At 52.2% G+C, this 25,698-nt stretch carries 20 protein-coding genes; 7 read left to right on the top strand and 13 right to left on the bottom strand.

What is annotated here, in order from left to right; all coding sequences use genetic code 11:
* Positions 1-10: 10 nt before the first annotated feature.
* Positions 11-841 (top strand): rhomboid family intramembrane serine protease GlpG, encoded by an 831-nt coding sequence (gene glpG, locus A1SC_RS07775; protein ID WP_001517241.1) that lies wholly within the window; start codon positions 11-13, stop codon positions 839-841.
* A 16-nt stretch (positions 842-857) separates the two neighbouring features.
* On the top strand, positions 858-1,616 hold the full coding sequence (locus tag A1SC_RS07780) for a DeoR/GlpR family transcriptional regulator (RefSeq protein ID WP_000815101.1): 759 nt from the start codon (positions 858-860) through the stop codon (positions 1,614-1,616).
* On the opposite strand, the gene rtcR is transcribed toward A1SC_RS07780, so the two are convergent.
* Entirely contained in the window at positions 1,598-3,196 is a 1,599-nt protein-coding gene (rtcR, locus tag A1SC_RS07785; RefSeq protein WP_001232910.1) for a DNA-binding transcriptional regulator RtcR, read from the bottom strand. The genes A1SC_RS07780 and rtcR overlap by 19 nt on opposite strands.
* A 188-nt stretch (positions 3,197-3,384) precedes the next feature.
* On the opposite strand from rtcR, the gene rtcB reads away from it, so the two are divergent.
* Positions 3,385-4,611, top strand: coding sequence for an RNA-splicing ligase RtcB (gene rtcB, locus A1SC_RS07790; RefSeq protein WP_001517240.1), 1,227 nt, complete (start codon positions 3,385-3,387; stop codon positions 4,609-4,611).
* A gap of 3 nt (positions 4,612-4,614) precedes the next feature.
* Positions 4,615-5,631: an RNA 3'-terminal phosphate cyclase gene (gene rtcA, locus A1SC_RS07795; RefSeq protein ID WP_001517239.1), complete on the top strand. Its 1,017-nt coding sequence runs from the start codon at positions 4,615-4,617 to the stop codon at positions 5,629-5,631.
* A 42-nt stretch (positions 5,632-5,673) separates the two neighbouring features.
* On the opposite strand, the gene malT is transcribed toward rtcA, so the two are convergent.
* Positions 5,674-8,379: an HTH-type transcriptional regulator MalT gene (gene malT / locus A1SC_RS07800; RefSeq protein WP_016262616.1), complete on the bottom strand. Its 2,706-nt coding sequence runs from the start codon at positions 8,377-8,379 to the stop codon at positions 5,674-5,676.
* 623 nt (positions 8,380-9,002) lie between these two features.
* Here malT and malP point away from each other — a divergent pair.
* The gene (gene malP / locus A1SC_RS07805; protein ID WP_000081932.1) at positions 9,003-11,396 is read left to right on the top strand and encodes a maltodextrin phosphorylase; all 2,394 of its coding nucleotides are present in this window, start codon (positions 9,003-9,005) and stop codon (positions 11,394-11,396) included.
* 9 nt (positions 11,397-11,405) lie between these two features.
* Complete coding sequence (gene malQ, locus A1SC_RS07810; protein WP_016249287.1) at positions 11,406-13,490, top strand: 4-alpha-glucanotransferase; 2,085 nt, start codon at positions 11,406-11,408, stop codon at positions 13,488-13,490.
* A 101-nt stretch (positions 13,491-13,591) separates the two neighbouring features.
* Here malQ and gntT read toward each other — a convergent pair whose 3' ends face one another.
* The 3 genes from gntT to gntX all read right to left on the bottom strand — a co-directional run bounded on the left by gntT (position 13,592) and on the right by gntX (position 16,587).
* A complete protein-coding gene (gene gntT, locus A1SC_RS07815; RefSeq protein WP_001131743.1) occupies positions 13,592-14,908 on the bottom strand; it encodes a gluconate transporter in 1,317 nt (438 codons plus the stop codon).
* A 361-nt stretch (positions 14,909-15,269) separates the two neighbouring features.
* A complete protein-coding gene (gene nfuA, locus A1SC_RS07820; protein ID WP_000619389.1) occupies positions 15,270-15,845 on the bottom strand; it encodes a Fe-S biogenesis protein NfuA in 576 nt (191 codons plus the stop codon).
* A 58-nt stretch (positions 15,846-15,903) separates the two neighbouring features.
* On the bottom strand, positions 15,904-16,587 hold the full coding sequence (gntX, locus tag A1SC_RS07825; protein WP_001517237.1) for a DNA utilization protein GntX: 684 nt from the start codon (positions 16,585-16,587) through the stop codon (positions 15,904-15,906).
* A gap of 37 nt (positions 16,588-16,624) precedes the next feature.
* Between gntX and bioH the strand changes: the two genes are divergently transcribed.
* The gene (gene bioH / locus A1SC_RS07830) at positions 16,625-17,395 is read left to right on the top strand and encodes a pimeloyl-ACP methyl ester esterase BioH (protein WP_016262615.1); all 771 of its coding nucleotides are present in this window, start codon (positions 16,625-16,627) and stop codon (positions 17,393-17,395) included.
* An 18-nt stretch (positions 17,396-17,413) separates the two neighbouring features.
* Here the strand turns inward: bioH and A1SC_RS07835 are convergent, their stop codons facing one another.
* The 8 genes from A1SC_RS07835 to greB form a co-directional block, all read right to left on the bottom strand.
* Positions 17,414-17,779 (bottom strand): type II toxin-antitoxin system PemK/MazF family toxin, encoded by a 366-nt coding sequence (locus A1SC_RS07835; protein ID WP_016262614.1) that lies wholly within the window; start codon positions 17,777-17,779, stop codon positions 17,414-17,416.
* Entirely contained in the window at positions 17,773-18,045 is a 273-nt protein-coding gene (locus A1SC_RS07840) for an AbrB/MazE/SpoVT family DNA-binding domain-containing protein (protein WP_032141466.1), read from the bottom strand. Before A1SC_RS07840 ends, A1SC_RS07835 begins: the two co-directional genes overlap by 7 nt.
* Before the next feature lie 7 nt (positions 18,046-18,052).
* The gene (gene rpnA / locus A1SC_RS07845) at positions 18,053-18,979 is read right to left on the bottom strand and encodes a recombination-promoting nuclease RpnA (RefSeq protein ID WP_000039070.1); all 927 of its coding nucleotides are present in this window, start codon (positions 18,977-18,979) and stop codon (positions 18,053-18,055) included.
* Between the two features lie 215 nt (positions 18,980-19,194).
* Positions 19,195-19,431 carry a [Fe-S]-dependent transcriptional repressor FeoC gene (feoC, locus tag A1SC_RS07850; RefSeq protein ID WP_000157586.1) on the bottom strand — a complete coding sequence of 79 codons (237 nt, stop codon included), beginning with the start codon at positions 19,429-19,431 and terminating at the stop codon, positions 19,195-19,197.
* 10 nt (positions 19,432-19,441) lie between these two features.
* On the bottom strand, positions 19,442-21,763 hold the full coding sequence (gene feoB / locus A1SC_RS07855; RefSeq protein WP_000737036.1) for a Fe(2+) transporter permease subunit FeoB: 2,322 nt from the start codon (positions 21,761-21,763) through the stop codon (positions 19,442-19,444).
* A gap of 16 nt (positions 21,764-21,779) precedes the next feature.
* A complete protein-coding gene (gene feoA, locus A1SC_RS07860; RefSeq protein WP_001200455.1) occupies positions 21,780-22,007 on the bottom strand; it encodes a ferrous iron transporter A in 228 nt (75 codons plus the stop codon).
* A 697-nt stretch (positions 22,008-22,704) separates the two neighbouring features.
* The gene (locus A1SC_RS07865; protein WP_000980770.1) at positions 22,705-25,026 is read right to left on the bottom strand and encodes a Tex family protein; all 2,322 of its coding nucleotides are present in this window, start codon (positions 25,024-25,026) and stop codon (positions 22,705-22,707) included.
* Positions 25,027-25,122: 96 nt separating this feature from the next.
* Positions 25,123-25,599 carry a transcription elongation factor GreB gene (greB, locus tag A1SC_RS07870; RefSeq protein ID WP_001517234.1) on the bottom strand — a complete coding sequence of 159 codons (477 nt, stop codon included), beginning with the start codon at positions 25,597-25,599 and terminating at the stop codon, positions 25,123-25,125.
* Positions 25,600-25,698: the final 99 nt, after the last annotated feature.

Raw genomic sequence — 25,698 nt, 5'->3', positions numbered from 1 at the left:
GACAGCAACGATGTTGATGATTACCTCTTTTGCTAACCCCCGCGTGGCGCAGGCATTTGTTGATTACATGGCGACACAGGGCGTTATCCTCACGATTCAACAACATAACCAAAGCGATGTCTGGCTGGCGGATGAATCCCAGGCCGAACGCGTGCGGGCAGAGCTGGCGCGTTTTCTCGAAAACCCGGCAGATCCGCGTTATCTCGCCGCCAGTTGGCAGTCAGGTCATACCGGTAGTGGCCTGCACTATCGCCGTTTTCCTTTCTTTGCCACTTTGCGTGAACGTGCAGGCCCGGTCACCTGGGTAGTGATGATTGCCTGCGTGCTGGTGTTTATCGCCATGCAAATTCTTGGCGATCAGGAAGTGATGTTATGGCTGGCCTGGCCATTCGATCCGACGCTGAAATTTGAGTTCTGGCGCTACTTCACGCATGCGTTAATGCACTTCTCGCTGATGCATATCCTCTTTAACCTGCTCTGGTGGTGGTATCTCGGTGGCGCAGTGGAAAAACGCCTCGGTAGCGGTAAGCTGATAGTCATTACTCTCATCAGCGCCCTGCTAAGCGGCTATGTGCAGCAAAAGTTCAGTGGGCCGTGGTTTGGCGGGCTTTCCGGCGTGGTTTATGCACTGATGGGCTACGTCTGGCTACGCGGCGAGCGCGATCCGCAAAGCGGTATTTACCTGCAACGTGGGTTAATCATCTTTGCGCTGATCTGGATTGTTGCCGGATGGTTTGATTTGTTTGGGATGTCGATGGCGAATGGAGCACACATCGCCGGGTTAGCCGTGGGTTTAGCGATGGCTTTTGTTGATTCGCTCAATGCGCGAAAACGAAAATAATTCCAGGGATTTATAAATGAAACAAACACAACGACACAACGGTATTATCGAACTGGTTAAGCAGCAGGGCTATGTCAGCACCGAAGAGCTGGTAGAGCATTTTTCCGTCAGCCCGCAGACTATTCGCCGTGACCTCAATGAACTGGCGGAACAGAACCTGATCCTGCGCCATCATGGCGGCGCGGCGCTGCCTTCCAGTTCGGTTAACACGCCGTGGCACGATCGCAAAGCTACCCAGACCGAAGAAAAAGAGCGTATCGCCCGTAAAGTGGCCGAGCAGATCCCCAACGGTTCGACGCTGTTTATTGATATCGGCACCACGCCGGAAGCGGTGGCGCACGCGCTGCTCAATCACAGCAATTTGCGCATTGTCACCAACAATCTCAATGTCGCTAATACGCTGATGGTGAAAGAAGATTTCCGCATTATTCTCGCCGGTGGTGAATTGCGTAGCCGCGATGGCGGGATCATTGGCGAAGCGACGCTGGATTTTATCTCTCAGTTCCGCCTCGATTTCGGCATTCTTGGGATCAGCGGCATTGACAGCGACGGCTCGTTACTGGAGTTCGATTACCATGAAGTTCGCACCAAACGCGCCATTATTGAGAACTCGCGCCACGTTATGCTGGTTGTCGATCACTCAAAATTTGGCCGTAATGCGATGGTAAACATGGGCAGCATCAGCATGGTCGATGCCGTTTACACCGACACCATGCCGCCTGCGGGGGTGATGCAGGTGCTGACGGACCATCATATTCAACTGGAACTGTGCTGAGTCAGTACCGATTCCCACGTCAGACCAAAACGCGCCAGGTATTTGCGTAGCCGATCCGCGTCATTAACGCTGGCTCTGCCCTGGCGCGAAACGTCAAAAAGTTCACGTCCGGCGGCGGAAAGCGATTTTGCCTGGCGACAAATGGCAATCACGTTTTCCAGTTGCATTCGGTCGAAGAGATCGATGTTCTCCACCTCTGCGCCCAGCAACGTCGTAAGTGCCGAAGGGCGACTCTCCTGCCAGTTATAGCGCAGACGGCGAATCTCATCTTCCACAGCTTCCAGAGTGATGCGTCCGCTATTGGCAAACGTCGCCATACGCGTAACACTGGCAGAAAGTTCGCGAAAATTACCGCGCCATGTTGCCTGGGGGGATGTCGCAAAAGCCAGCCATGCGCGCCGCGCTTCGGTGTTAAAACGCACGCTATCGCCGGTGAGTGAGGCGTGGCGCTCCACTTCATAATCCAGGTTAGGCTCAATATCCTCCTGACGCTGGCGTAGTCCTGGCAGAGTGAAGGTCCAGAGATTTATCCGCGCATACAGGTCTTCACGAAATCTCCCTTCAGCGACCAACTGGCGCAAATCGCGCACCGTTCCGGCGATAAGCTGAAAATCGCTACTCACCTGGCGATCGCTGCCAAACGGATAAAAAGTTTTCTCTTCAATGGCTTTCAGCAACATGGCTTGTTCATCTGCGCCCAGTTCGCCAATTTCATCAAGAAACAACATGCCGCCGTTGGCGCTGCGTAATAACCCTTCCCGCGCGTCTCTCGCGCCGGTGAACGCACCTTTCACATGACCAAACAGCGCCGACATGGCGGTATCACCGCGCAGCGTGGCGCAGTTCACTTCAACAAACGCGCCGCTAAACTGATGCCGTGCCTGTTTTAATTCGAAGATGCGTCGTGCCAGAAACGACTTGCCCGCGCCGGTCGGGCCATTAAGCAGGATTGGCGCGCGGGATTTAATCGCTACTTTTTCGATCTGTTCAATCATGCGGTTGAAGTGTGGGTTACGCGTGGCGATGCCCGACTTAAGAAAATCGAGCGTTTGCTGGCGTTCTTCGGCAAAGCGGCTGGCGATAGCGTTATAACGGCTTAAATCGAGATCGATAATCGTCACTGCGCCTGCGCTATCCGGTTGTTCTTTCTTGCGCGGCGGGGAAGTTTGCGCCAGTCGGGCGGGCAGGTAACGCGCTTCTGCCAGCAAAAACCAGCAAATTTGCGCTACGTGGGTGCCAGTGGTGATGTGAATTAAATAGTCTTCTTTATCAGGTTGAAAAGCGTAACCACGGGCGAAATCATGCAGGCAGGCGTAGACCTCTTCGAAATCCCACGGATTATGGAGTTCCACTTCTACACCTACAACCTGCGTTTCTGGTGAAATGCTGGCGATATCGCGTTTAAGCGTTTCAAACAGCGAGCGTGAGCGGGCGTCGTGTAATAATTCCAGTCGATCAATCACCAATGATTCTTGCTGGCATAAACAGAGTGTCGGCCGCCATTTCGACCAGCGTTGGCTACCGCGCCCGGCATAATCCAGTACGGTTCCGACAAAACCAAAAGCCACTGTTTTACGCATCTTAGATATCCTTATAAAAGACGATATTTCATTATCGGTTAAGTGGCTTTATAGAAAATCTCCGTATACGGACTTTGTACTTTTAATTAAATAAAAACAATTAATTATAGATTTAATCTGCTGATTTAATTTTCTGGCACGACGGTTGCAATTATCAGGACAGCAAACAACGAAACGAGAAAAAGAAAATGAATTACGAATTACTGACCACTGAAAATGCCCCGGTAAAAATGTGGACCAAAGGCGTGCCGGTAGAAGACGATGCGCGCCAGCAACTGATAAATACGGCGAAGATGCCGTTTATTTTCAAGCATATTGCGGTGATGCCCGATGTGCACCTGGGGAAAGGTTCCACCATTGGTAGCGTGATCCCGACCAAAGGGGCGATTATTCCGGCGGCGGTGGGCGTGGATATCGGCTGTGGAATGAACGCACTGCGTACCGCGTTAACGGCGGCAGACTTGCCTGAAAACCTGGCGGAGCTGCGTCAGGCAATTGAAACTGCCGTGCCACACGGGCGTACTACCGGGCGTTGTAAACGTGATAAAGGCGCATGGGAAAATCCGCCTGTCAACGTCGATGCTAAATGGGCCGAGTTGGAAGCCGGTTATCAGTGGTTAACGCAAAAATACTCGCGTTTCCTGAATACCAATAACTATAAACACCTGGGAACGCTGGGAACGGGTAACCACTTTATTGAAATCTGCCTTGATGAGGCGGATCGGGTGTGGATTATGCTGCACTCCGGTTCACGCGGAATTGGTAACGCCATCGGAACTTACTTTATCGACCTGGCGCAAAAAGAGATGCAGGAACAGCTTGAAACGTTGCCGTCACGTGATCTCGCGTACTTCCTTGAAGGAACGGAATATTTTGACGATTACCTGAAAGCAGTAGCCTGGGCGCAGCTTTTTGCCAGCCTCAACCGTGATGCGATGATGGAAAACGTGGTATCGGCGTTGCAGAGCATTACGCATAAAACGGTGAGACAGCCGCAAACGCTGGCAATGGAAGAGATCAACTGCCACCACAACTATGTGCAAAAAGAGCTGCACTTTGGCGAAGAGATCTATGTGACGCGGAAAGGCGCGGTGTCTGCGCGTGCCGGGCAGTACGGAATTATTCCTGGGTCGATGGGGGCGAAAAGCTTTATCGTGCGTGGGCTGGGAAATGAAGAGTCTTTCTGCTCATGCAGCCACGGTGCAGGTCGCGTGATGAGCCGTACCAAAGCGAAAAAACTGTTTAGTGTGGAAGATCAGATCCGTGCTACAGCGCATGTGGAATGCCGTAAAGATGCCGAGGTGATCGACGAAATCCCGATGGCGTATAAGGACATTGATGCAGTAATGGCAGCACAAAGCGATCTGGTGGAAGTCGTCTACACCCTGCGTCAGGTGGTGTGCGTAAAAGGATAAATGATGAAAAGGATGATTGCGCTGGATGGTGCACAGGGCGAAGGCGGCGGGCAGATCCTGCGCTCGGCGTTAAGTCTGTCGATGATAACCGGTAAGCCGTTTACCATCACAGGCATTCGTGCCGGACGGGCGAAACCGGGGCTGTTGCGCCAGCATCTGACCGCGGTAAAGGCGGCGACGGAAATTTGCGGAGCTATAGTAGACGGCGCGGAACTGGGTTCGCAGCGCCTGGTCTTCCGGCCCGGTAATGTGCGTGGCGGCGATTATCGCTTTGCTATCGGCAGTGCCGGAAGCTGCATGTTGGTGCTGCAAACGGTGTTGCCTGCGCTGTGGTTTGCCGATGGACCTTCTCGCGTAGAAGTCAGCGGTGGCACCGAAAACCCGTCGGCGCCGCCCGCGGGTTTTATCTGCCGCGTGCTGGAACCTCTGCTGGCACAAATGGGGATTCATCAGCAAACCACGCTGTTACGCCACGGTTTTTACCCTGCCGGAGGCGGTGTGGTGGTAGCGGAAGTCACGCCCGTGGCATCACTAAACGCGTTACAACTGGGCGAGCGGGGCACCGTTATGCGATTACGCGGCGAAGTATTATTAGCTGGTGTGCCGCGGCATGTCGGAGAACGTGAACTCGTTGCGCTGGCAGCCAGTTTTTCGCTGTATGAGCAGAATATCCATCTCTTGCCGCGTGAGCAGGGACCGGGAAATACCGTCTCGCTAGAAGTGGAAAGCGAAAATATTACCGAACGCTTTTTTGCCGTCGGTGAAAAGCGCGTCAGTGCCGAAGTGGTAGCAGCGCAGTTGGTTAAAGAAGTGAAACGTTACCTGGCAAGTCCGGCGGCAGTAGGTGAATATCTCGCAGATCAACTGGTGTTGCCCATGGCGTTGGCGGGTGCGGGGGCGTTTACGGTCGCGCATCCCTCATGCCATCTGCTGACCAATATCGCGGTGGTGGAACGGTTCTTACCTGTGCGGTTTACTCTGACTGAAACAGACGATGTAACGCGAGTTAGCGTTGAATAATGCAGGGATGTAAGTCGGAGCAGGAATGTTATCTGACCAAACTTACACCCCATATCCCATCATCTTCAGCAGTTTCTGTGCGTGCTGTACCGCAGCCTGACGGTGGGCAACGCCGAGTTTCTGATACAGATTGCGGATATGCGTTTTGATGGTGGTCGCTGCCACTTCCAGTTCGCCCGCAATTTGTTCATTGCTGTAACCGGAGTAAATCAGCCCCAGCACCTGCCATTCGCGTTGGGTCAGCGGGCTGGTACGGATAAGTTCCGGCACTTCCGGGTGATTTAGCAGACGTTCGACAAAGGTCTCGTCAAAGTGAGCGAACTTATGCCGGTGATGTTGGTTTATTTCCCGCAAAATACGCTGCGCGCGGTGCTGTTCCAGTTCCGGCAGCGTATTGAGCTGAATCAGTTGGCGTAACTGCTGCGCCATGGCTTCGCCTTCGATGACAAAGTGACTGATAAATCCTGTGCGATTCGCCAGTTTTAATGCGTCCAGCAATACGCGCTGGGCGTCACTTTTCCGCCCTGCCTGCCAGTACAACTGATTGAGTAAAAGCAGGTTGCGGTTCAGATCGCTCATCAACCGCAGACTGCGGGCGTTTTCGTTGAGTTCCTCGAGGACAATTTCCGCAGGTTCAAACTCGCCCAGCAAGATTTGTGCACGGGCAATGTTGCGCCATTGACCTTGCAGGAAGTGGTTATTGGCAAACTCCGGCTTCGCAGTATGGCGCAACCAGTTTGCTGCGGCGGCTTTATCGCCGGTCATCTGCCAGTAAATAACGCGAACTTTGTTGGCGTTAGAGATCCAGTCGCTGTGATATTTGCCATTCCCCAGCAGGTTTTCCAGGCGGTTAAGTTGGCTACGGGCGTTATCCAGATCGCCACGAGCCAGCGAACATTGAATTAACATTGCCAGACACTGGAGCTGTTGCTGTGGCTGATAAGACGATAAGACTTCAATCCCACTACGCGCCGAGGCTTCGGCTTCATCCAGCCGTGCCCATGCCCATAACAGTTGCGCGCGGATACGTACTAAAAATTCATGCATCGGCAACTGTTCCAGATGCTGTTCGTTAATCAACTGGAACGCTTTTTCCTGCGTTTCCCACGCAGTTTGCAGGAATCCTTGAGCAAACAGAATTTCGCTTTGCTGAATCAGACTCCACAAGGCGTAGTGCCAGACATCGTGCTGACGCGCCATCTGCTCAGTTTGTTGCATTAATGCCAGCGAGCGGGTCAGCTCACCTTTACAGTGCAACACTTCGCCAAGCACAGAGGTCGCAACAATGCGGCTATAGAACCAACCCGGAGGCAGATCTTCCAGAGCCAGTTTTGCCAGTCGTTCGGCTTCTTCCGGATTACCGTCGTTAATGGCTACCTGGGCGCGCAGGGCGTTGAACTCTGCATGCATGGTGCCTTCTCTGATGTCCTGGAGCTCGTGTTCGGCTCGCGCCAGCAGGGTGTTCACTTCGCCGTAGCGATGTTGGCTTTGCATCAACCAGGCCTGCAATAACACCAACTGTGGATTTTCCAGCAGACTGTCCCACGGCAGGGCTTTGAGTGACTCTTCCAGCAGCGACAGTTCACTATGGTTGAACAGGCTCCAGGCGTGATTAAGCAAAATATCGCGCAACATCAAAGCATCGCCTGCCGCCAGCGTATGATGAATAGCTTCGCTGGGAAAGCCTTGTGCCATCCAGCTTTCTGCGGCGGCACGGTGGATTTCTGGCAGCTCCGCCGCCAGCTCCCACTGGCAGCGTTGGCGCAGGAAGTTACCAAACAGCGGGTGATAGCAGAACCATTCGCCAGTATCATCCATCCGTTGCAAAAACAGCCCCTGGCGCTCAATTTCTTCAAGACGCATTTGCCCGTTTTCTTCGCCGGTCACGCGGGTGATTAGCGCATCATTCATTGAGCGCAAAATGGCGCTTTTTAGCAGGAAATGGCGTGTCGCCAGATCAACGTTATCTAGCACTTCATCGACCAGATAATCAGAAAGATGGCTGGCATTGATGCCCGCCAGACGGCGCGCTGATTTATGGGCCGAGTGGGTATTTTGCCGCGCAGAGAGCGCGATTAGCTGCAACGCCGTCGCCCAACCGGACACATCATCGCAAATCCGACCGCTTTCGGTCGCTTCAATCGGTGATGACAGACGACAATCAAAAAACTGCTTGGCTTCCTGATGGGTAAACGCCAGTTGCTGGCTGCCAATTTCTAATAGTTGTTCACGTACGCGCAGATTGGCAATGCCCAATTGCGGAAGATTGCGTGACAGCACTACCAGGGTGAGATTTTCTGGTTGATGGCGAATGAAGAAGCGCATGGATTCGTGGATAACCGGATTGGTGATCAGATGGTAATCGTCAATCACCAGGAAAAGTGGGCTATGCCATTCCGCCAGCTCAATGAAAAGCTGGGCAAACAGTGACGTCAGGCTGGCATACTGCCGTTTTTGCGTCATTGTTTCACTGATGACGCAGTGCCCGCTGGTTGCCTGTTGCACGGCGGCAATCAGATAGCTGGCGAAACGTTCTTGCTGGTTATCGCCGTCATCAAGCGAGTACCAGCCCAAATCGTTTTTTCCTGCCGCCCATTGGGATATGAGTGTTGTCTTTCCGTAACCCGCAGGACTTGTGATCAGCACCAGCCTGAAGTTGTTCGCGCCGGAAAGTTTAGCCAGCAGGCGCTCACGAACCACAGTATGGTCGAGTCGAACCGGACGACTTAATTTTGACGGAATCAGCATAGTTAATCACTTCACTGTGGAAATTGAGGAAATATTATTTTTTTTGCGCTTCGTAATTAATAGTTATAAGTTCGGCCAGAAACCTGTGCAATGCAAGCGATGACAATTTTTTATGTGTCTGAATTTGCACTCTGTCACAATTCCAAACGTTTATTAATGCCTCATCTTAAAACAACGCAAATGCAGTGTGGATATTGGATCCTAGGGTGTTTTCCCTTAATCCAAAAGGTTCATTAAAGCAATGAAACCTCCTTAATTCCTGATGAAAGGTCTCTCTGGAAAGATGATCTTAATAAATCTATTAAGAATGAGATGCCCTTTGATGGATATTTCATTGTTGAAACTATTTCGCCGCTTTACTTAATTTATAGAGTTACTTTCCGCTTTTTGATAATACGCAACGGCCATTTCTGACTGTTAATAACAGGTTTTCTGCGCTCTCTGGCACTGAGCTGATACTTTTGCAGTTGATTGCACTACCTTTAAGTGGGCGCGATCACATTTTCTTGCTCATCCCCGTCACTCCTCCCCGCCTAATCCCCCGTAGGATGAGGAAGGTCAACATGGAGCCTGGCAAACTAACGATAACGTTGTGTTTAATATCTAAGAAAACTGGAACTCCTATGTCACAACCCATTTTTAATGAAAAGCAATTTCAGGAAGCCCTGTCACGCCAGTGGCAGCGTTATGGTTTAACTTCAGCGGCTGAGATGACCCCTCACCAATGGTGGCTGGCTGTGAGTGAAGCGTTGGCGGAAATGCTGCGGGCCCAGCCTTTTGCCAAACCGGCGGCGAATCAGCGTCATGTTAACTACATCTCAATGGAGTTTTTGATTGGTCGTCTGACAGGCAACAATCTGTTAAACCTCGGCTGGTATCAGGCTGTTCAGGATTCATTGAAGTCTTATGACATCAACCTGACAGACCTGCTGGAAGAAGAGATCGACCCGGCGTTGGGGAACGGTGGCCTGGGGCGTCTGGCTGCGTGTTTCCTCGACTCAATGGCAACCGTTGGGCAGTCAGCTACTGGCTATGGTCTTAACTACCAGTATGGTCTGTTCCGTCAGTCCTTTGTCGGTGGCAAACAGTCTGAAGCGCCAGACGACTGGCATCGTGGCAACTATCCGTGGTTTAGCCATAACGAAGCGCTGGATGTGCAGGTGGGCATTGGCGGCAAAGTGACGAAAGATGGACGCTGGGAACCGGAATTTACCATTACCGGGCAAGCGTGGGATCTTCCGGTGTTGGGCTACCGTAACGGCGTAGCACAGCCGCTACGTTTGTGGCAGGCGACTCATGCTCATCCGTTCAATCTTACCAAATTTAATGACGGTGATTTCCTGCGTGCTGAACAACAGGGCATCAACGCGGAAAAACTGACTAAAGTTCTCTATCCAAACGACAACCATACCGCCGGTAAAAAATTGCGCCTGATGCAGCAATACTTCCAGTGCGCCTGTTCGATTGCTGACATTCTTCGTCGCCATCATCTGGCGGGGCGTAAACTGCACGAGCTGGCGGATTACGAAGTCATTCAACTTAACGACACACACCCGACTATTGCCATTCCTGAACTGCTGCGTGTGCTGATAGATGAGCACCAAATGAGCTGGGATGACGCCTGGGCAATCACCAGTAAAACCTTCGCTTATACCAACCATACCCTGATGCCAGAAGCACTGGAGTGCTGGGATGAGAAGCTGATTAAAGCGCTGTTGCCACGCCATATGCAGGTAATCAACGAAATCAATAACCGCTTTAAGAAGCTGGTGGAACAAACCTGGCCGGGCGACAAGGCGGTATGGGCGAAACTGGCGGTGGTACATGACAAACAAGTTCGTATGGCCAATATGTGTGTGGTTAGCGGCTTTGCGGTGAATGGCGTGGCGGCGCTGCACTCGGATCTGGTGGTGAAAGATTTGTTCCCGGAATACCACCAGTTGTGGCCGAACAAATTCCATAACGTCACTAATGGTATTACTCCGCGTCGCTGGATCAAACAGTGCAACCCGGCACTGGCGGCGCTGCTGGATAAATCGCTGAAAAAAGAGTGGGCTAACGATCTCGATCAGTTGATTAATCTGGAAAAATTCGCTGATGACGCGAAATTCCGCCAGCAATATCGCGAAATCAAACAGGCGAATAAAGTTCGTCTGGCAGAGTTTGTAAAAGCGCGTACTGGTATTGAAATCAACCCGCAGGCAATTTTCGACGTCCAAATTAAACGTCTGCACGAGTACAAACGGCAACACCTGAATCTGCTGCATATTCTGGCGTTGTACAAAGAGATTCGCGAAAACCCGCAAGCTGACCGCGTACCGCGTGTGTTCCTGTTCGGGGCGAAAGCCGCGCCGGGCTACTATCTGGCGAAGAACATTATTTTTGCGATCAATAAAGTGGCTGAAGTGATCAACAACGATCCAAAAGTGGGTGACAAGCTGAAAGTGGTGTTCCTGCCGGATTACTGTGTCTCGGCGGCGGAAATGCTGATCCCGGCGGCGGATATCTCTGAGCAGATCTCGACTGCTGGGAAAGAGGCTTCTGGCACGGGCAATATGAAACTGGCTCTTAATGGTGCGCTCACTGTCGGTACGCTGGATGGCGCAAATGTCGAAATTGCTGAAAAAGTCGGTGAAGAAAATATCTTTATCTTCGGTCATACCGTGGAGCAGGTTAAGGCATTGAAAGCGAAGGGCTACGATCCGCTCAAATGGCGTAAGAAAGACAAGCAGCTCGATGCAGTATTGAAAGAGCTGGAAAGCGGTAAATACAGCGACGGCGATAAACATGCGTTTGACCAGATGCTGCACAGTATCGGTAAGCAGGGCGGCGATCCATATCTGGTGATGGCGGATTTCGCAGCCTATGTAGAGGCACAAAAGCAGGTGGATGTGCTGTACCGCGACCAGGAAGCCTGGACACGCGCGGCGATCCTCAATACCGCCCGCTGCGGTATGTTTAGCTCGGATCGCTCTATTCGCGATTATCAGGCTCGTATCTGGCAGGCAAAACGCTAAGGAAGCTCGATGGAAAGCAAACGTCTGGATAATGCCGCGCTGGCGGCGGGGATCAGCCCCAATTACATCAATGCCCACGGTAAACCGCAGTCGATTGGCGCCGAAACCAAACGGCGTTTGCTTGACGCGATGCATCGGAGTACCGCCACGAAAGTGGCGGTAACGCCAGTACCCAACGTCATGGTGTATACCTTCGGTAAAAAAATGCCAATGGCGGTGGAGGGCAGCGGCGAATTTAGCTGGCTGCTGACTACCGAAGAAGGAACACAGTACAAAGGCAACGTGAGTGGTGGCAAAGCCTTCAATCTTCCGGCGAAGCTGCCGGAAGGTTATCACACGCTGACGCTTACCCAGGACGAACAGCGCGCCCATTGTCGGGTGATTGTCGCACCGAAACGCTGCTACGAACCGCAGGCATTGTTGAATAAACAAAAACTGTGGGGCGCTTGCGTTCAGCTTTATACCCTGCGATCGGAAAAAAACTGGGGCATCGGTGATTTTGGCGATCTCAAAGCCATGTTGGTGGATGTGGCGAAACGCGGCGGGTCGTTCATTGGCCTGAACCCGATTCATGCGCTCTATCCGGCAAACCCGGAAAGTGCCAGCCCGTATAGCCCGTCTTCTCGCCGCTGGCTGAACGTGATTTATATTGATGTTAACGCCGTTGAAGATTTCCATCTTAGCGAGGAGGCGCAGGCTTGGTGGCACATGCCGACTACGCAACAGGCGCTGCAACAGGCGCGGGATACTGACTGGGTCGATTACTCTACCGTCACCGCACTGAAAATGACCGCACTGCGGATGGCGTGGAAAGTCTTCGCACAACGTGATGATGGACAAATGGTAGCGTTTCGCCAGTTTGTTGCTGAACAGGGCGACAGCCTGTTCTGGCAGGCGGCGTTTGATGCGCTACATGCACAACAAGTAAAAGAAGACGAAATGCGCTGGGGCTGGCCAGCATGGCCCGAGATGTATCAGAACGTAGACTCGCCAGAAGTGCGTCAGTTCTGTGAAGAACATCGTGATGACGTCGATTTTTATCTCTGGCTGCAGTGGCTGGCCTACAGCCAGTTTGCCGCCTGCTGGGAGATAAGCCAGGGCTATGAAATGCCGATTGGCTTGTATCGTGACCTGGCGGTTGGCGTAGCGGAAGGTGGGGCAGAAACCTGGTGTGACCGTGAGTTGTATTGCCTGAAAGCATCGGTTGGCGCACCGCCAGATATCCTTGGCCCGTTAGGGCAAAACTGGGGTTTGCCGCCGATGGACCCGCATATCATCACCGCGCGCGCCTATGAACCGTTTATCGAACTGCTGCGCGCGAACATGCAAAACTGCGGCGCATTGCGAATTGACCATGTGATGTCGATGCTGCGTTTGTGGTGGATACCGTATGGCGAAACGGCGGATCAGGGAGCGTATGTTCACTATCCGGTGGATGATCTGCTCGCTATTCTGGCGCTGGAAAGCAAACGCCATCGCTGCATGGTGATTGGCGAAGATCTCGGCACTGTACCGGTAGAGATTGTCGGTAAGCTGCGCAGTAGCGGGGTTTACTCCTACAAAGTGCTTTATTTCGAAAGTGACCATGAGAAGACGTTCCGCGCACCGAAAGCGTATCCGGAACAGTCGATGGCAGTAGCAGCAACGCACGACCTGCCAACGTTGCGTGGTTACTGGGAGAGCGGGGATTTAACGCTGGGCAAAACGCTGGGGCTGTACCCGGATGAAGTAGTGCTGCGCGGTTTGTATCAGGATCGCGAGCTGGCGAAGCAAGGGCTACTGGATGCGCTGCATAAATATGGTTGTCTGCCAAAACGTGCCGGACATAAGGCATCGCTGATGTCGATGACGCCGATGCTTAATCGTGGTTTGCAGCGGTACATTGCCGACAGTAACAGCGCTCTGTTAGGGCTACAGCCGGAAGACTGGCTGGATATGGCGGAACCGGTGAATATTCCTGGCACCAGTTACCAGTACAAAAACTGGCGGCGCAAGCTGTCTACAACCCTTGAGACGATGTTTTCCGATGATGGCGTGAACAAGTTACTGAAGGATTTGGACAGACGGCGCAGGGCGGCAGGGAAGAAGACGTAGAGTGCGGTTAATGCCGGATGCGACGCTTGATGCGTCTTATCCGGCCTACTCATTAGAGCAGCCGGATAAGGCATTCACGCCATATCCGGCAGTCAGTGTTATCAAATCACCATATTCAGCAGCAGGCAGCCTACCAGACCGCACACCGAGATAATGGTTTCCAGCATCGACCAGGACTTGATGGTCTCACCGATAGTCAGGTTAAAGTACTCTTTGAACAGCCAGAAGCCCGGATCGTTCACGTGAGAGAAAATCACACTACCGGAACCAACCGCGATAACCATCAACTCTGGGCTGACGCCAGTTGTTGCAATCAGCGGCGCAGCGATACCGCCCGCAGTAATTGCCGCAACGGTTGCGGAACCCAGCGCGATACGCAGTACGGCGGCAATAGACCAGGCCATCAGCAGCGGGGAAATATTGGTTTCGTGCATCATGGAGGCGATATATTTGTCCACGCCACTGTCTACCAACACCTGCTTGAACGCACCGCCACCACCGATGATTAGCAGCATCATGGCGATGATTTTGATCGAAGAAACCAGCGTGTCGTTAATTTGATCCATTGAGCGACCACGGTTCAGACCAAAGGTGAACATCGCGATTAGTACGGCAATCAGCGTTGCCATTACCGGGTCACCTAAGAACTCTGCTACCGGCAGGAAAGCGTGACCTTTCGGCAGGATCATTTCAGCGATGGCTCGCATTGCCATCAGTACAACCGGAACCAGAGAAGTCCAGACGCTGACGCCAAAGCTCGGCATCTCTTCTTCACTAAAGGTTTTCGCGCTGTACAGGCCTTCCGGGATCGGCTTATCAATGCCTTTCAGCACGCGAGCGTAAACCGGACCCGCGAGAATAACGGTCGGGATTGCCAGAATAGTACCGTACAGCAGGGTTTTACCCATATCGGCATTGAAAATGGTTGCAATCGCAGTCGGGCCAGGATGCGGTGGCAGGAAGCCGTGGGTTACGGAAAGCGCAGCGGCCATCGGTACACCAACATACAGCAGCGGGATATTTGCAGCAGCGGCGATGGTAAACACCAGCGGCAGCATCAGTACGAAGCCCACTTCATAGAACAGGGCAAAACCGACGGTAAAACCGGTCAGTACCACTGCCCACTGAATGTGCTTTTTACCAAATTTGGCGATCAGCGTGGTGGCGATACGTTGTGCGCCGCCGCAGTCTGCCAGCATTTTGCCCAGCATTGCGCCAAAACCCATGATCAGGGCAAGGCTACCGAGCGTTCCGCCGACACCGGCTTTGATAGAGCCAATAACTTTATCCAGCGGCATCCCTTGCATTAATCCAACAGCAAGCGCCACCAGGACGAGAGCGATGAAGCCGTTCATTTTGAAGCGGATCATCAGGAGTAATAACAAGATTACACCGATAGCAACAATGACTAATGGCATGATTTACCTGGCCTTTAATTTGTTATGGGTAACGTCAGGTTTCTGACGACAAATCCTGGTTGTCCCAACTGGGAACAGAGATATAACGGCACCACGGCTGATGACTCCTAAAACGAATTAGTGTCGTCAAATGTTATGAGTGTGTTTGGTGCCCATGAGAATGATACGGGTAACATTATGCGCTTGAGAATCACCAGAGCGGGGTAAATTTAAATTATGAGAGGTTGGTCATATTATCGTGGGGAAATGAAGGGATTAGATTTACTGAGGTAATGCCGTGCCAACGTCTGGCACATGTTCAACGTAGCCCGATAAGACGCTTTAGCGTCGCATCGGGCAATCTACAAAAGAGGGGGATAACTTAGTAGTAAGAGTGTTCGCCGCGCTGGTGTTCGGTGAGGTCACGTACACCTTTCAGTTCCGGGAATTCGTTCAGCAACTGCTTTTCGATCCCTTCTTTCAGCGTCACGTCGACCATGGAACAACCGTTACAGCCGCCGCCAAATTGTAGAATGGCATAACCGTCTTCGGTGATTTCCATCAGCGAGACACGACCACCGTGACCGGCAAGCTGCGGGTTAATCTGCGATTGCAGCATATACTCCACGCGCTCCATCAGCGGCGCATCGTCAGCCACTTTACGCATTTTGGCGTTCGGGGCTTTCAGCGTTAGCTGAGAACCCAGTTGGTCGGTAACAAAATCAATCTCTGCATCTTCCAGGTAAGGTGCGCTTAGTTCATCAACATACGCGGTCAGCAGGTCAAATTTCAGGGCGGTATCGGTGGCTTCTACGGCGTCTGGCGGACAATAAGATACACCACATTCAGCGTTAGGCGTGCCAGGGTTAATCACAAATACGCGGATTTGTGTCCCTTCTTCCTGGTTTGCCAGCAGTTTGGCAAAGTGCGCTTGTGCAGCATCGGAAATACGGATCATAGTAATGGCCTAATAGTTGACTATTTTAGTTGGTTATAATACGCCCATCATCGAGGCTCTACAAGGTTCGACAAAGGCACCAGACCTGGACTGTCGCCGCACCATTGCGTAAAAGCAACTGCGCAATCTCTGCGACGGTACTTCCGGTGGTAACGACATCATCCACAATCACCATATGGCGACCTTGCACGGGCAATTCAAGGCGAAAGGCATTTTTCAGGTTGCGCTTGCGCAGCCGGGCACTGAGGAAATGCTGGGTCGCAGTGGCTCTTATACGCGTGACGGCGTCGCTATCCCATTGGCAGTGCAGCCAGCGCGATAAAGGCTGGCACAGCAAATCGCTTTGATTGAATCCCCGACGCCAGTGGCGGCGCTGCCATAACGGAACACTGACGATACGATCCGGCAGTTGTAATCCGGTAGTCCGATGGGCGTGTAAGACTTCTAATAGTAACAGACGTGACAGGCCGCTGGCGATTTCACTACGTCGCAAAAACTTAAGCTGGTGAATGAGCGGGCTTAATGGAGGTGCATAGTTGGCAACAGTGATCAGTCTTTGCCACGGTGGCGGTTTTTTCAGGCAGCGACCGCAGGGAAGATGTGAGTGTGAAGCCGGTAATCCACACTGCGGGCATAACGTTTTATGTGTACGTGCGGCGCGGGAGCAGACAGAACAGATTCCCCAATGACCTAACGCCAGCGGCATTCGGCATAGCCAGCATAATCCCGGTACTGTTAGCATATATTCATCCTTGTGAGTCAAAAGAGAACAATAGCGGATGAATAACATCTGGTGGCAGACCAAAGGTCAGGGGAATGTTCATCTTGTGCTGTTGCACGGATGGGGACTGAATGCCGAAGTGTGGCGTTGCATCGATGAGGAACTCAGCTCGCATTTTACGCTGCATCTTGTTGATCTGCCTGGCTTCGGGCGCAGCCAGGGATATGGCGCGATGTCGCTTTCTGACATGGCGGAATGCGTGCTGCAACGGGCACCGAATAAAGCCATCTGGTTGGGCTGGAGTCTGGGGGGGCTGGTGGCAAGTCAGATTGCATTAACCCATCCCGAGCGTGTTCAGGCGCTGGCTACCGTAGCTTCGTCACCGTGTTTCAGTGCTCGTGACGAGTGGCCGGGGATAAAACCGGACGTGCTGGCGGGTTTTCAGCAGCAGCTAAGTGAAGATTTTCAGCGTACAGTGGAACGGTTCCTTGCACTACAAACGATGGGCACGGAAACGGCGCGTCAGGATGCGCGAGCGCTGAAGAAAACCGTTCTGGCGTTACCGATGCCGGAGGTTGACGTGCTTAATGGTGGGCTGGAAATTCTGAAAACGGTCGATCTCCGTCAGCCGTTGCAAAGCGTACAAATGCCGTTTTTGCGCTTATATGGCTATCTTGACGGTCTGGTGCCGCGCAAAGTAGTGCCAATGCTGGATGAACTCTGGCCTCACAGCAAATCATATATCTTCGCCAAAGCGGCTCATGCGCCGTTTATTTCGCATCCGGATGAGTTTTGTCACCTGCTGGTGGCGTTGAAGCAGAGGGTGTAGGTGGTAAGTAAGGGCAAATTATTGTGGGTCGATTAAATTTACCAGTTTACCGAGTACCTTACTAATCAATGTTTCATCGGCAACGGTATGAAATTTAGTGCCACGGGCAATAAGATCGACAGCTTTTAGCTGGTGACAAAGCACAACGCCATGCAGGTTACCGGTTTGCGTATCATGGGGGAGGACGTTCACCGTCACCCCTGTGGAACGTGCTGCATTTGCCTCTGTTGAAATCGGACAGCACATAGCAACTTTTAAGACATTGTTGAGTTCTTTGTCTGTTACCACAATGCAATAATGTGGACCCCGAAGTTCATGCCCGGCAACCGGAGCAGGGTTAAAATACCAGATCTCACCACGATGTGGCGTCCGTGCCTTTACCATGCTTCATTACCTTTTTTCCCTTCTGCCCATCCTTCTGTCGACTGATTTAGCTCCGTAATTTCGCTTTCATCGATCTGGCTCAACAATTGCGCGACGGTAAGACGCCCACGCGGCTTGTGCTCTGTGGCGCGCAAATTAACGCTATCGCCTTTTTTCTCCACGGTAATCTCTGTGCCCGGTGACCAGCCAGGATCGGTGGCAAGATCTCGTGGGATAGTAACGATCATGGCTCCTCCTTGTTGCCGTAATCTTTCTGCAATAGTCATTAATTTATCAATGGATAATTTCTTTAAGCTCCTCCATCGTCAGGCTGGTAAATAAGATTATGTCTTCGTGGGGGATACCCGCTTTCAGCATCGTTTGGGCAATATCCAGGGCTTCCAGGCGTCGTCCTTGCTGTACACCTTGCTGTACACCTTGTTGTACCCCTTGACGATGTCCCTCCTGCCGCAATCTTTCCGCAATAGTCATTAAACTCTCCTTGTGTTTCGGTGAACGTTTGGCCACATCATCGATAAAATCGTTAAAACGTACCGCATCGCCTGTTTGTAGTATGTAATTAAACAGCCCTTTGATTTGTCTGTCATTAGCGTATCCACTACTTAATAAGCAGGCCATTTGCTCTACCAGTCCCATCAGGTCGCGTTGACGAATATGTTTTTGAATTAACTCCAGCAGCGCCATGCGTCGGTGTTGCATGATTTCATCATCAGGCATGACGGTGACATCAATCAGCGGAAATGCAGAGGCATAAAGCTGCCTTGCCAGGTTGGGATCGGCGAAACAATCCAGCCAACACAGCGAATAGGGATAGGGGCTTTCAATACCATGGTAAAACAACAACGGCACCACCATCGGCAACGTTTTGTATCCGGCATCCAAGTGATTTTGCATTGCGGCAATGGCGTAACGCATCATGCGAAATGCGATCAGTTTGTTTGAGGTGCTTTGATGTTCAATCAGGCAATAGATGTATCCTGGTCCTTGCTCGGTTTTCACCGACCACAGCACGTCAGAGTAGCTTTCACGCAGATCGTCATCAATAAAACTGCTCGACTCCAGCTTGAGGGTTTTCATATCACAGAGCGCGTGAATGGGGGCCGGTAAATGGAACGCAAGAAAATCGCGCGCCGTGTCCGGTTGGCGTAAAAAGAGTTTGAACAGTGCATCGTGTGGGGTGGAACTCTGCTTTTTGCTCATGGCGTTCCTTCACCTGTTGTTTGAATGCCGCGACTCTACGCGCCACTCCACACCTGTGCATTAGCCAGTTTTCATCCCTGCGAGACTCTTTCAGAGGAATTTACGTCGTGCTGCAAGAGTTGCATTTTTATGGAAAGTGGCACGCAAAAAAGCCCGGTAGCAAACGCATACCGGGCTTTTCAAAACAGGTGGTGGAACAATGTTGTGGAACAATGTTAACGCAACGCCCACCACTCACGCAGACAGGCTTTTCCTTCCGGGCAGCTTTTGCAACTGCCGGAGAGGCAGCCGTCAGGTTCTTCCTGAATCCGCACGGCTTTGCCCATACTTTCCAGTTGTTGCAGCATTGCGTTAATCATCGGTTGTGGAGTGTTCAGCGTCTGGCTGATTTGGGCCGCTTCCATACGGCCCCGTAACGCCAGCAAATCACGCACCTGGATGAGCGAAGCCATTGCCGTATCCTTAGTGGCAATCGCCAGAGGTGCTGGCTGCGCAGCAACTGCTTACCGATTTGCGCGTTGCCAGCAGTTCGATATCAACCCGGCTACGCGCGCGACGCAGCAGGCCAATGACCACGATGTTAAACAGGATCACCGCCAGAATGCACACCAGACTGTAGGTTGGGTGCTGGCTGTAGCTGGCAACCTGATAGAACAAGGTGGCGAGCGAGTAAGCGATATTCAGCCCCCACAGGATGGAGAAGCCCATCCAGCCACGGCTTGATTCACGAGCGATGGCGCCCATTACCGAGATGCACGGTACATACAGCAGGACAAAAATCAGATAGCTGTAAGCTGCTGCCGCGCTACCGAATTTTTGATCCATCACGCCCATCGCCCCGGTGCCCATTTCACCGTCGCCTTTGCTGGCTTCAATTGGGTTCATCAGTACGCTAAGGCTAAAGGTGTCTTTCAGACTCTGCCAGGTTTCATCTACCGCGCTGAACAGCTCTTCACCAAGGTTGAATTCCGCCGGATTGAACTCTTCGTCCTGAATATTTTCTGCGGTGTAGAGGGTGTTGAGCGTACCCACCACCACTTCTTTCGCCATGGCACCCGTGAACAGGCCAACCGTTGCCTGCCAGTTATCTTCATGTACACCAATCGGCTTGAAGACCGGGGTGATCACACGGCTGACAGAAGCCAGCGCTGAGTCGTTGATGTTGTCGACGATTTTTCCGCTTAGCGAGAAGCTGTTGAAGGCACTCAGGAAAATACTGACGATGATAATCACTTTACCGGCGCGCAGAACGAAACCTTTCAGACGCTGCCAGGTCTGGATAATCAGGCTCTTAACGTGTGGTACGTGGTATACCGGCAACTCCATGACAAACGGCGTCGCTTCACCGCGCATGATGGTGTATTTGAGCATCAGGCCAGTCAGCACAGCCATCACGATACCCAGCATATACAGTGAGAACACAGCCAGCGCGCCGTTCTGCCCAAAGAACGCAGCCGCAAATACCGCGAAGATTGCCAGACGTGCGCCGCAGGACATAAATGGAGCCATCATGATGGTCATCAGACGTTCACGCGGTGCATCAAGGGTTCGCGCGCCCATCACCGACGGCACGTTACAACCGAAGCCAACAATCAATGGCACAAAAGATTTACCCGGTAATCCCAACGCCTGCATCAGACGGTCCATCACAAACGCCGCACGCGCCATATATCCGGAGTCTTCCAGGAAGGAGAGGAACAGGTACATCATGCCAATTTGCGGCACCAGTGGCAGAACGGTGTTAATGCCACCACCCAGGCCCTGGGCGAGGAAGATAGTCAGCCAGTCTGGGAAGTGGAGTGTGTAACCAATCCACTGAATACCATGTACAAACAGCGCCACGGAACCGACGTCAAACAGCGGTTGTAGCGCCCCGCCGATATTGATAGCCAGCAGGAACATCAGGTACATCACAAAGAGGAAAATCGGCAGACCAAGGAATCGGTTAAGCACGATTTTATCTACGGCAGTGGTGAAACGGCTGGGTTCTGCCGTCAGGGTGTTGCTCACCACATCACAGATGGCGGCAATACACTGGTAACGCGCATCGGCAATGTGTAGCGCCGGATCGTCCATCTCATTACGCAGACGGGCGAGAGCAGCATCCAGATGCTGCGATGCTTCACCAGCGTAGGCGCGGCTGTAAATATCGCCTTCCAACATTTGCAGACCCAGCCAGCGGCGATGTTTCAGCGGGATGTCGGACGGCATCACTTTCGCCAGTGCGTCGGCTTCATTGATTAGCGGTTGGGCGTAATGCACCAGTTCTACATTCTCGTTGGCTTTGTAGCGGTCAATTGCCAGTTTCAGCGCTTCAATACCACGACCACGAGTGGAGACCAGTGGAACCACCGGGCAGCCAAGACGCGCCGCCAGGGCATCAATTTCAATGCGAATATTTTGCTTCTCGGCAATGTCGAGCATGTTCAGCGCCACGATGCACGGAATACCCAGCTCCAGTAGTTGCAGCGTCAGGTAAAGGTTACGTTCAAGGTTAGACGCATCCACCACGTTAATCAGCAGATCGGCATCGCCGCTTAAAATGTAGTGACAGGCGATTTGCTCATCCAGCGAAGTCTGCGAAGAGATGGTGGTCAGAGAATAAGTGCCGGGCAGATCCACCAGGGTGACTTGATGATCGGTAGTGGTGAACTGACCCTCTTTACGTTCGACGGTAACACCAGCCCAGTTTCCTACACGCTGACGAGCCCCGGTGAGCTGGTTAAATAAAGTTGTCTTGCCAGAATTTGGATTACCAATTAAGCCAATGGTTAATTTTTTCATTGTTATTTTCACCGTATTAACAGGAAACCGCTTCCACTTCTAATAAGGCCAGATCTTTTTTCCGTAATACCAGGCTTACACGACGGGTTTCGATATGAATAGGATCACCGAGTGGAGCGACGCGCACCACATTAAAAGAGGAGCCAGGTAACATGCCAAGAGAAAGCAGCTTCTGACGATATGCCGGGCTAATTTCACGGGAAAAGCCAGTGATTTTCCACGCAGTATCTGGGGTGTATTGCATAGGTGCCTACTTGTTTCTCGCTATACTCGTCATAATTCAAATTGCATGTGCTGCGGCTTCGGTCGCTCACCCCAGTTACTTACTGGAGTAAGTACCCGGGGACTCTCTCACTTGCCGCCTTCCTGCAACTCGAATTATTTAGAGTAAAACTGGTTAACTACCTCATGGGGCGTTTGACAGCGACATGAGACCAGATGATTCGCCAACGAAGGAGAGATTAAATAATCAACAGTACAATGATAATGAGAATGGTTTCTATCAGCAATACTTAAAATGTGTGCGAATGTTGGTTTAGATAATAATTTGCGCCAATGTTGATGTGGCTCAAGGTTATATCAGAGCAAAAATATAATTCGGAGGGCGAATTATTATGGCTGCTTAATGTTTTATTAAGGTTTCAGTTGTTAATGATGTGATAAATATTAGCGGAATATATTGTGGTTTTGGCTGTGGAATAAAAATACCGGAGCCAGGCAAGTGCACGGACGGTCCCCTCGCCCCATCGGGGAGAGGGCTAGGGAGAGGGGGGAAAGTTGTGCCTGTTTTGACCCGTAAGCGAGTTTGTCAGCAATCTCAAATGCCGGAGATGTTCTCCGGCACTTTTATGTCAGTTAAGGCGTTTATTGCCAGATGCGGCGTGAACGCCTTATCTGGCCTACGAACTCGTGCAAAGCTGAACCGTAGGCCAGTCGGGTGTTTAACGTTTTTTGCCCATCGCCGCTGCCAGCGCATCCATCATCGCGCTGTTACCGGCAGGCTGCGTTTCACGGCCACGCGGTTTTGCTGCCGGGCGGTTGTTTTGCGGACGATCGTTACCGCCGCCACGACGGACATTGGTTTCACCAGGCTGTTCGTCCAGGCGCATGGTCAGGGCGATACGTTTACGCTGGAGATCCACTTCCAGCACTTTCACCTTCACAATGTCACCCGCTTTCACCACGGTGTGCGGATCTTCCACAAACTTATTCGACAGGGAAGAGATGTGAACCAGACCGTCCTGATGTACGCCGATATCGACAAACGCGCCAAAGTTGGTGACGTTGGTGACTGCACCTTCGAGGATCATACCCGGTTGCAGGTCGTTCATTGTCTCGACGCCATCGGCAAACTGAGCGGTTTTAAATTCCGGACGCGGGTCGCGACCCGGTTTTTCCAGCTCTTTGATAATGTCGGTTACCGTCGGCACACCGAATTTCTCATCGGTAAAGTCAGAGGCTTTCAGGTTACGCAGTTCGCTGCTGTTACCCATCAGATCTTTCAGTGCCTGTTGCGTTGCCGCCAGAATGCGTTCGACCACCGGATAGGCTTCCGGGTGAACGGTAGACGCGTCCAGCGGGTTATCGCCGTGGTTAATACGCAGGAAGCCCGCACACTGCTCGAAGGCTTTAGGCCCTAAACGGCTAACTTTTAACAATTGCTGACGGTTTTTGAATTGCCCATTCTCATCGCGCCAGGCAACGATGTTTTGTGCCATCATGCGCGTCAGACCCGCCACGCGAGTTAACAGCGGAACAGAAGCGGTGTTGAGATCGACGCCAACGGCGTTTACGCAGTCTTCCACCACTGCATCCAGTTTGCGAGCCAGTTGTGTCTGGCTGACGTCATGCTGATACTGACCCACGCCGATGGATTTCGGATCGATTTTCACCAGCTCCGCCAGCGGATCTTGCAAACGACGGGCGATAGATACCGCGCCACGCAGAGAAACATCGAGATCCGGGAACTCCTGTGCTGCCAGTTCGGAAGCAGAGTAAACCGATGCGCCTGCTTCGCTGACGATCACTTTTTGCGCCGTCACTTTCGGGAACTGCTTCTGAACGTCGAGATAGAAACGCTCGGTTTCGCGGGAAGCCGTACCGTTACCAATCGCCACCAGTTCAACGTTATGTTTTTCGCACAGAGCAGCAACGGTCATCGCTGCTTTTGCGGCCTGCCCGGTGTGCGGATAAATGGTGTCGGTTGCCACCAGTTTACCGGTCGCATCGACTACCGCTACTTTTACCCCGGTACGCAGACCCGGATCGAGGCCCATCGTCGCACGCAGCCCGGCAGGAGCCGCCATCAGCAGATCATGCAGGTTACGGGCAAAAACGTTGATTGCTTCATCTTCTGCGCGTTCGCGCACGGTGCCCATCAGTTCGGTTTCCAGATGCATCAGCACCTTGATGCGCCAGGTCCAGCTCACCACGCCCTTGCGCCAGCTATCCGCTGGAGCATTGTTCAGGCGCAGGCCGAGGTGATCCATAATGATTTGTTCGCAATAGCTCTCTTTCGGTGGCTCGTCGAACTGCGGATCGGCATTCAGCGAAAGCTGGAGTACGCCTTCATTACGCCCACGGAACATCGCCAGCGCGCGGTGAGAGGGCACCGTTGACAGCGGTTCGTGATGATCGAAATAGTCGCGAAATTTTGCCCCTTCCTCTTCTTTACCGCTCACTACGGTTGAGACCAGATGTGCGTTCTTCCACAGATAATCACGCACTTTCGCCAACAGGGCGGCATCTTCGGCAAAACGTTCCATCAGTATATAGCGCGCGCCGTCCAGCGCGGCTTTGGTATCCGCTACGCCTTTATCAGCATCAACAAATTGCGCAGCGGCAATTTCCGGCGTTTGCGATGGATCGTTCCACAACAGGTCAGCTAACGGCTCAAGACCTGCTTCAATGGCGATTTGCCCACGGGTGCGGCGTTTAGGTTTATAGGGCAGATAGAGGTCTTCGAGTTCGGTTTTGCTTAAAGTGGCGTTGATGGCATTCGCCAGCTCATCGGTGAGTTTACCTTGCTCAGAAATGGACTTGAGGATCGCCTGACGTCTCTCTTCCAGCTCGCGCAAATATCCCAGACGCGTTTCCAGATTACGCAACTGCGTGTCATCCAGACCGCCGGTGATTTCCTTACGATAACGTGCGATAAACGGCACGGTATTCCCTTCGTCAAGCAGGCGAACGGCGGCTTCAACCTGTTCCGGGCGCGCCTGAATTTCACCCGCAATAATGCGGCAGAACGAATCATTCATCATGGTTTGAGTTCATCTTTTCGGATCAAAAATCAGGGGATAGTTATACGGACTGGCTGGCAAAAATGCCAGCCATCGGCAGGAGGTTAAGACTCTTCCTTACGGTTTCACGTACTCGATGGCATTAACATACCAGCTCGCTTCCCCGGCAGGGGTATTCACCACCGCCAGATCGCCAACCTCTTTTTTCAGCAATGCGCGGGCCATTGGGGAATCAATAGAGATGTAATCTTTACGGCCAAAAATTTCATCGTAGCCGACGATACGAAAACGGTGGGTAACACCATCGTCGTTTTCAATCTCCACCCACGCGCCAAAGAACACTTTGCCTTCCTGCTGCGGGGAATAATCGACGATTTTTAGATTTTCCATGCATTTAGTGAGGTAGCGCACGCGGCGGTCGATTTCACGCAGGCGCTTTTTATTATACTGATAGTCAGCATTTTCGCTGCGGTCGCCCAGACTTGCAGCCCAGGTCACCTTTTTTGTGACCTCGGGGCGTTCTTCACGCCAGAGATAATTGAGCTCTTGTTTGAGTTTTTCATACCCTTCCCGGGTAATCAGGGGCGTTTTCATCTCGTTGATTCCCTTTGTCTGTTTGATAATGCGCACATTGGGTATAACGTGATCATATCAACAGAATCAATAATGTTCCGCCGAATAAATTGTATACTT

It is taken from the genome of Escherichia sp. KTE52 (genome assembly GCF_000408325.1).
GTDB lineage: Bacteria > Pseudomonadota > Gammaproteobacteria > Enterobacterales > Enterobacteriaceae > Escherichia > Escherichia marmotae.
This window is presented reverse-complemented; position numbering and strand designations above follow the sequence as displayed.

What these genes read in the sequence shown, in the direction of transcription:
- feoB (WP_000737036.1), bottom strand. Translation starts at nt 21,763, where the DNA reads ATGAAAAAATTAACCATTGGCTTAATTGGTAATCCAAATTCTGGCAAG.
- bioH (WP_016262615.1), top strand. Translation starts at nt 16,625, where the DNA reads ATGAATAACATCTGGTGGCAGACCAAAGGTCAGGGGAATGTTCATCTT.
- rtcA (WP_001517239.1), top strand. Translation starts at nt 4,615, where the DNA reads ATGAAAAGGATGATTGCGCTGGATGGTGCACAGGGCGAAGGCGGCGGG.
- A1SC_RS07840 (WP_032141466.1), bottom strand. Translation starts at nt 18,045, where the DNA reads ATGACTATTGCAGAAAGATTACGGCAACAAGGAGGAGCCATGATCGTT.
- A1SC_RS07780 (WP_000815101.1), top strand. Translation starts at nt 858, where the DNA reads ATGAAACAAACACAACGACACAACGGTATTATCGAACTGGTTAAGCAG.
- gntX (WP_001517237.1), bottom strand. Translation starts at nt 16,587, where the DNA reads ATGCTAACAGTACCGGGATTATGCTGGCTATGCCGAATGCCGCTGGCG.
- feoC (WP_000157586.1), bottom strand. Translation starts at nt 19,431, where the DNA reads ATGGCTTCGCTCATCCAGGTGCGTGATTTGCTGGCGTTACGGGGCCGT.
- rtcB (WP_001517240.1), top strand. Translation starts at nt 3,385, where the DNA reads ATGAATTACGAATTACTGACCACTGAAAATGCCCCGGTAAAAATGTGG.
- A1SC_RS07865 (WP_000980770.1), bottom strand. Translation starts at nt 25,026, where the DNA reads ATGATGAATGATTCGTTCTGCCGCATTATTGCGGGTGAAATTCAGGCG.
- A1SC_RS07835 (WP_016262614.1), bottom strand. Translation starts at nt 17,779, where the DNA reads ATGGTAAAGGCACGGACGCCACATCGTGGTGAGATCTGGTATTTTAAC.
- gntT (WP_001131743.1), bottom strand. Translation starts at nt 14,908, where the DNA reads ATGCCATTAGTCATTGTTGCTATCGGTGTAATCTTGTTATTACTCCTG.
- rpnA (WP_000039070.1), bottom strand. Translation starts at nt 18,979, where the DNA reads ATGAGCAAAAAGCAGAGTTCCACCCCACACGATGCACTGTTCAAACTC.
- rtcR (WP_001232910.1), bottom strand. Translation starts at nt 3,196, where the DNA reads ATGCGTAAAACAGTGGCTTTTGGTTTTGTCGGAACCGTACTGGATTAT.
- feoA (WP_001200455.1), bottom strand. Translation starts at nt 22,007, where the DNA reads ATGCAATACACCCCAGATACTGCGTGGAAAATCACTGGCTTTTCCCGT.
- malQ (WP_016249287.1), top strand. Translation starts at nt 11,406, where the DNA reads ATGGAAAGCAAACGTCTGGATAATGCCGCGCTGGCGGCGGGGATCAGC.
- malT (WP_016262616.1), bottom strand. Translation starts at nt 8,379, where the DNA reads ATGCTGATTCCGTCAAAATTAAGTCGTCCGGTTCGACTCGACCATACT.
- greB (WP_001517234.1), bottom strand. Translation starts at nt 25,599, where the DNA reads ATGAAAACGCCCCTGATTACCCGGGAAGGGTATGAAAAACTCAAACAA.
- nfuA (WP_000619389.1), bottom strand. Translation starts at nt 15,845, where the DNA reads ATGATCCGTATTTCCGATGCTGCACAAGCGCACTTTGCCAAACTGCTG.
- glpG (WP_001517241.1), top strand. Translation starts at nt 11, where the DNA reads ATGTTGATGATTACCTCTTTTGCTAACCCCCGCGTGGCGCAGGCATTT.
- malP (WP_000081932.1), top strand. Translation starts at nt 9,003, where the DNA reads ATGTCACAACCCATTTTTAATGAAAAGCAATTTCAGGAAGCCCTGTCA.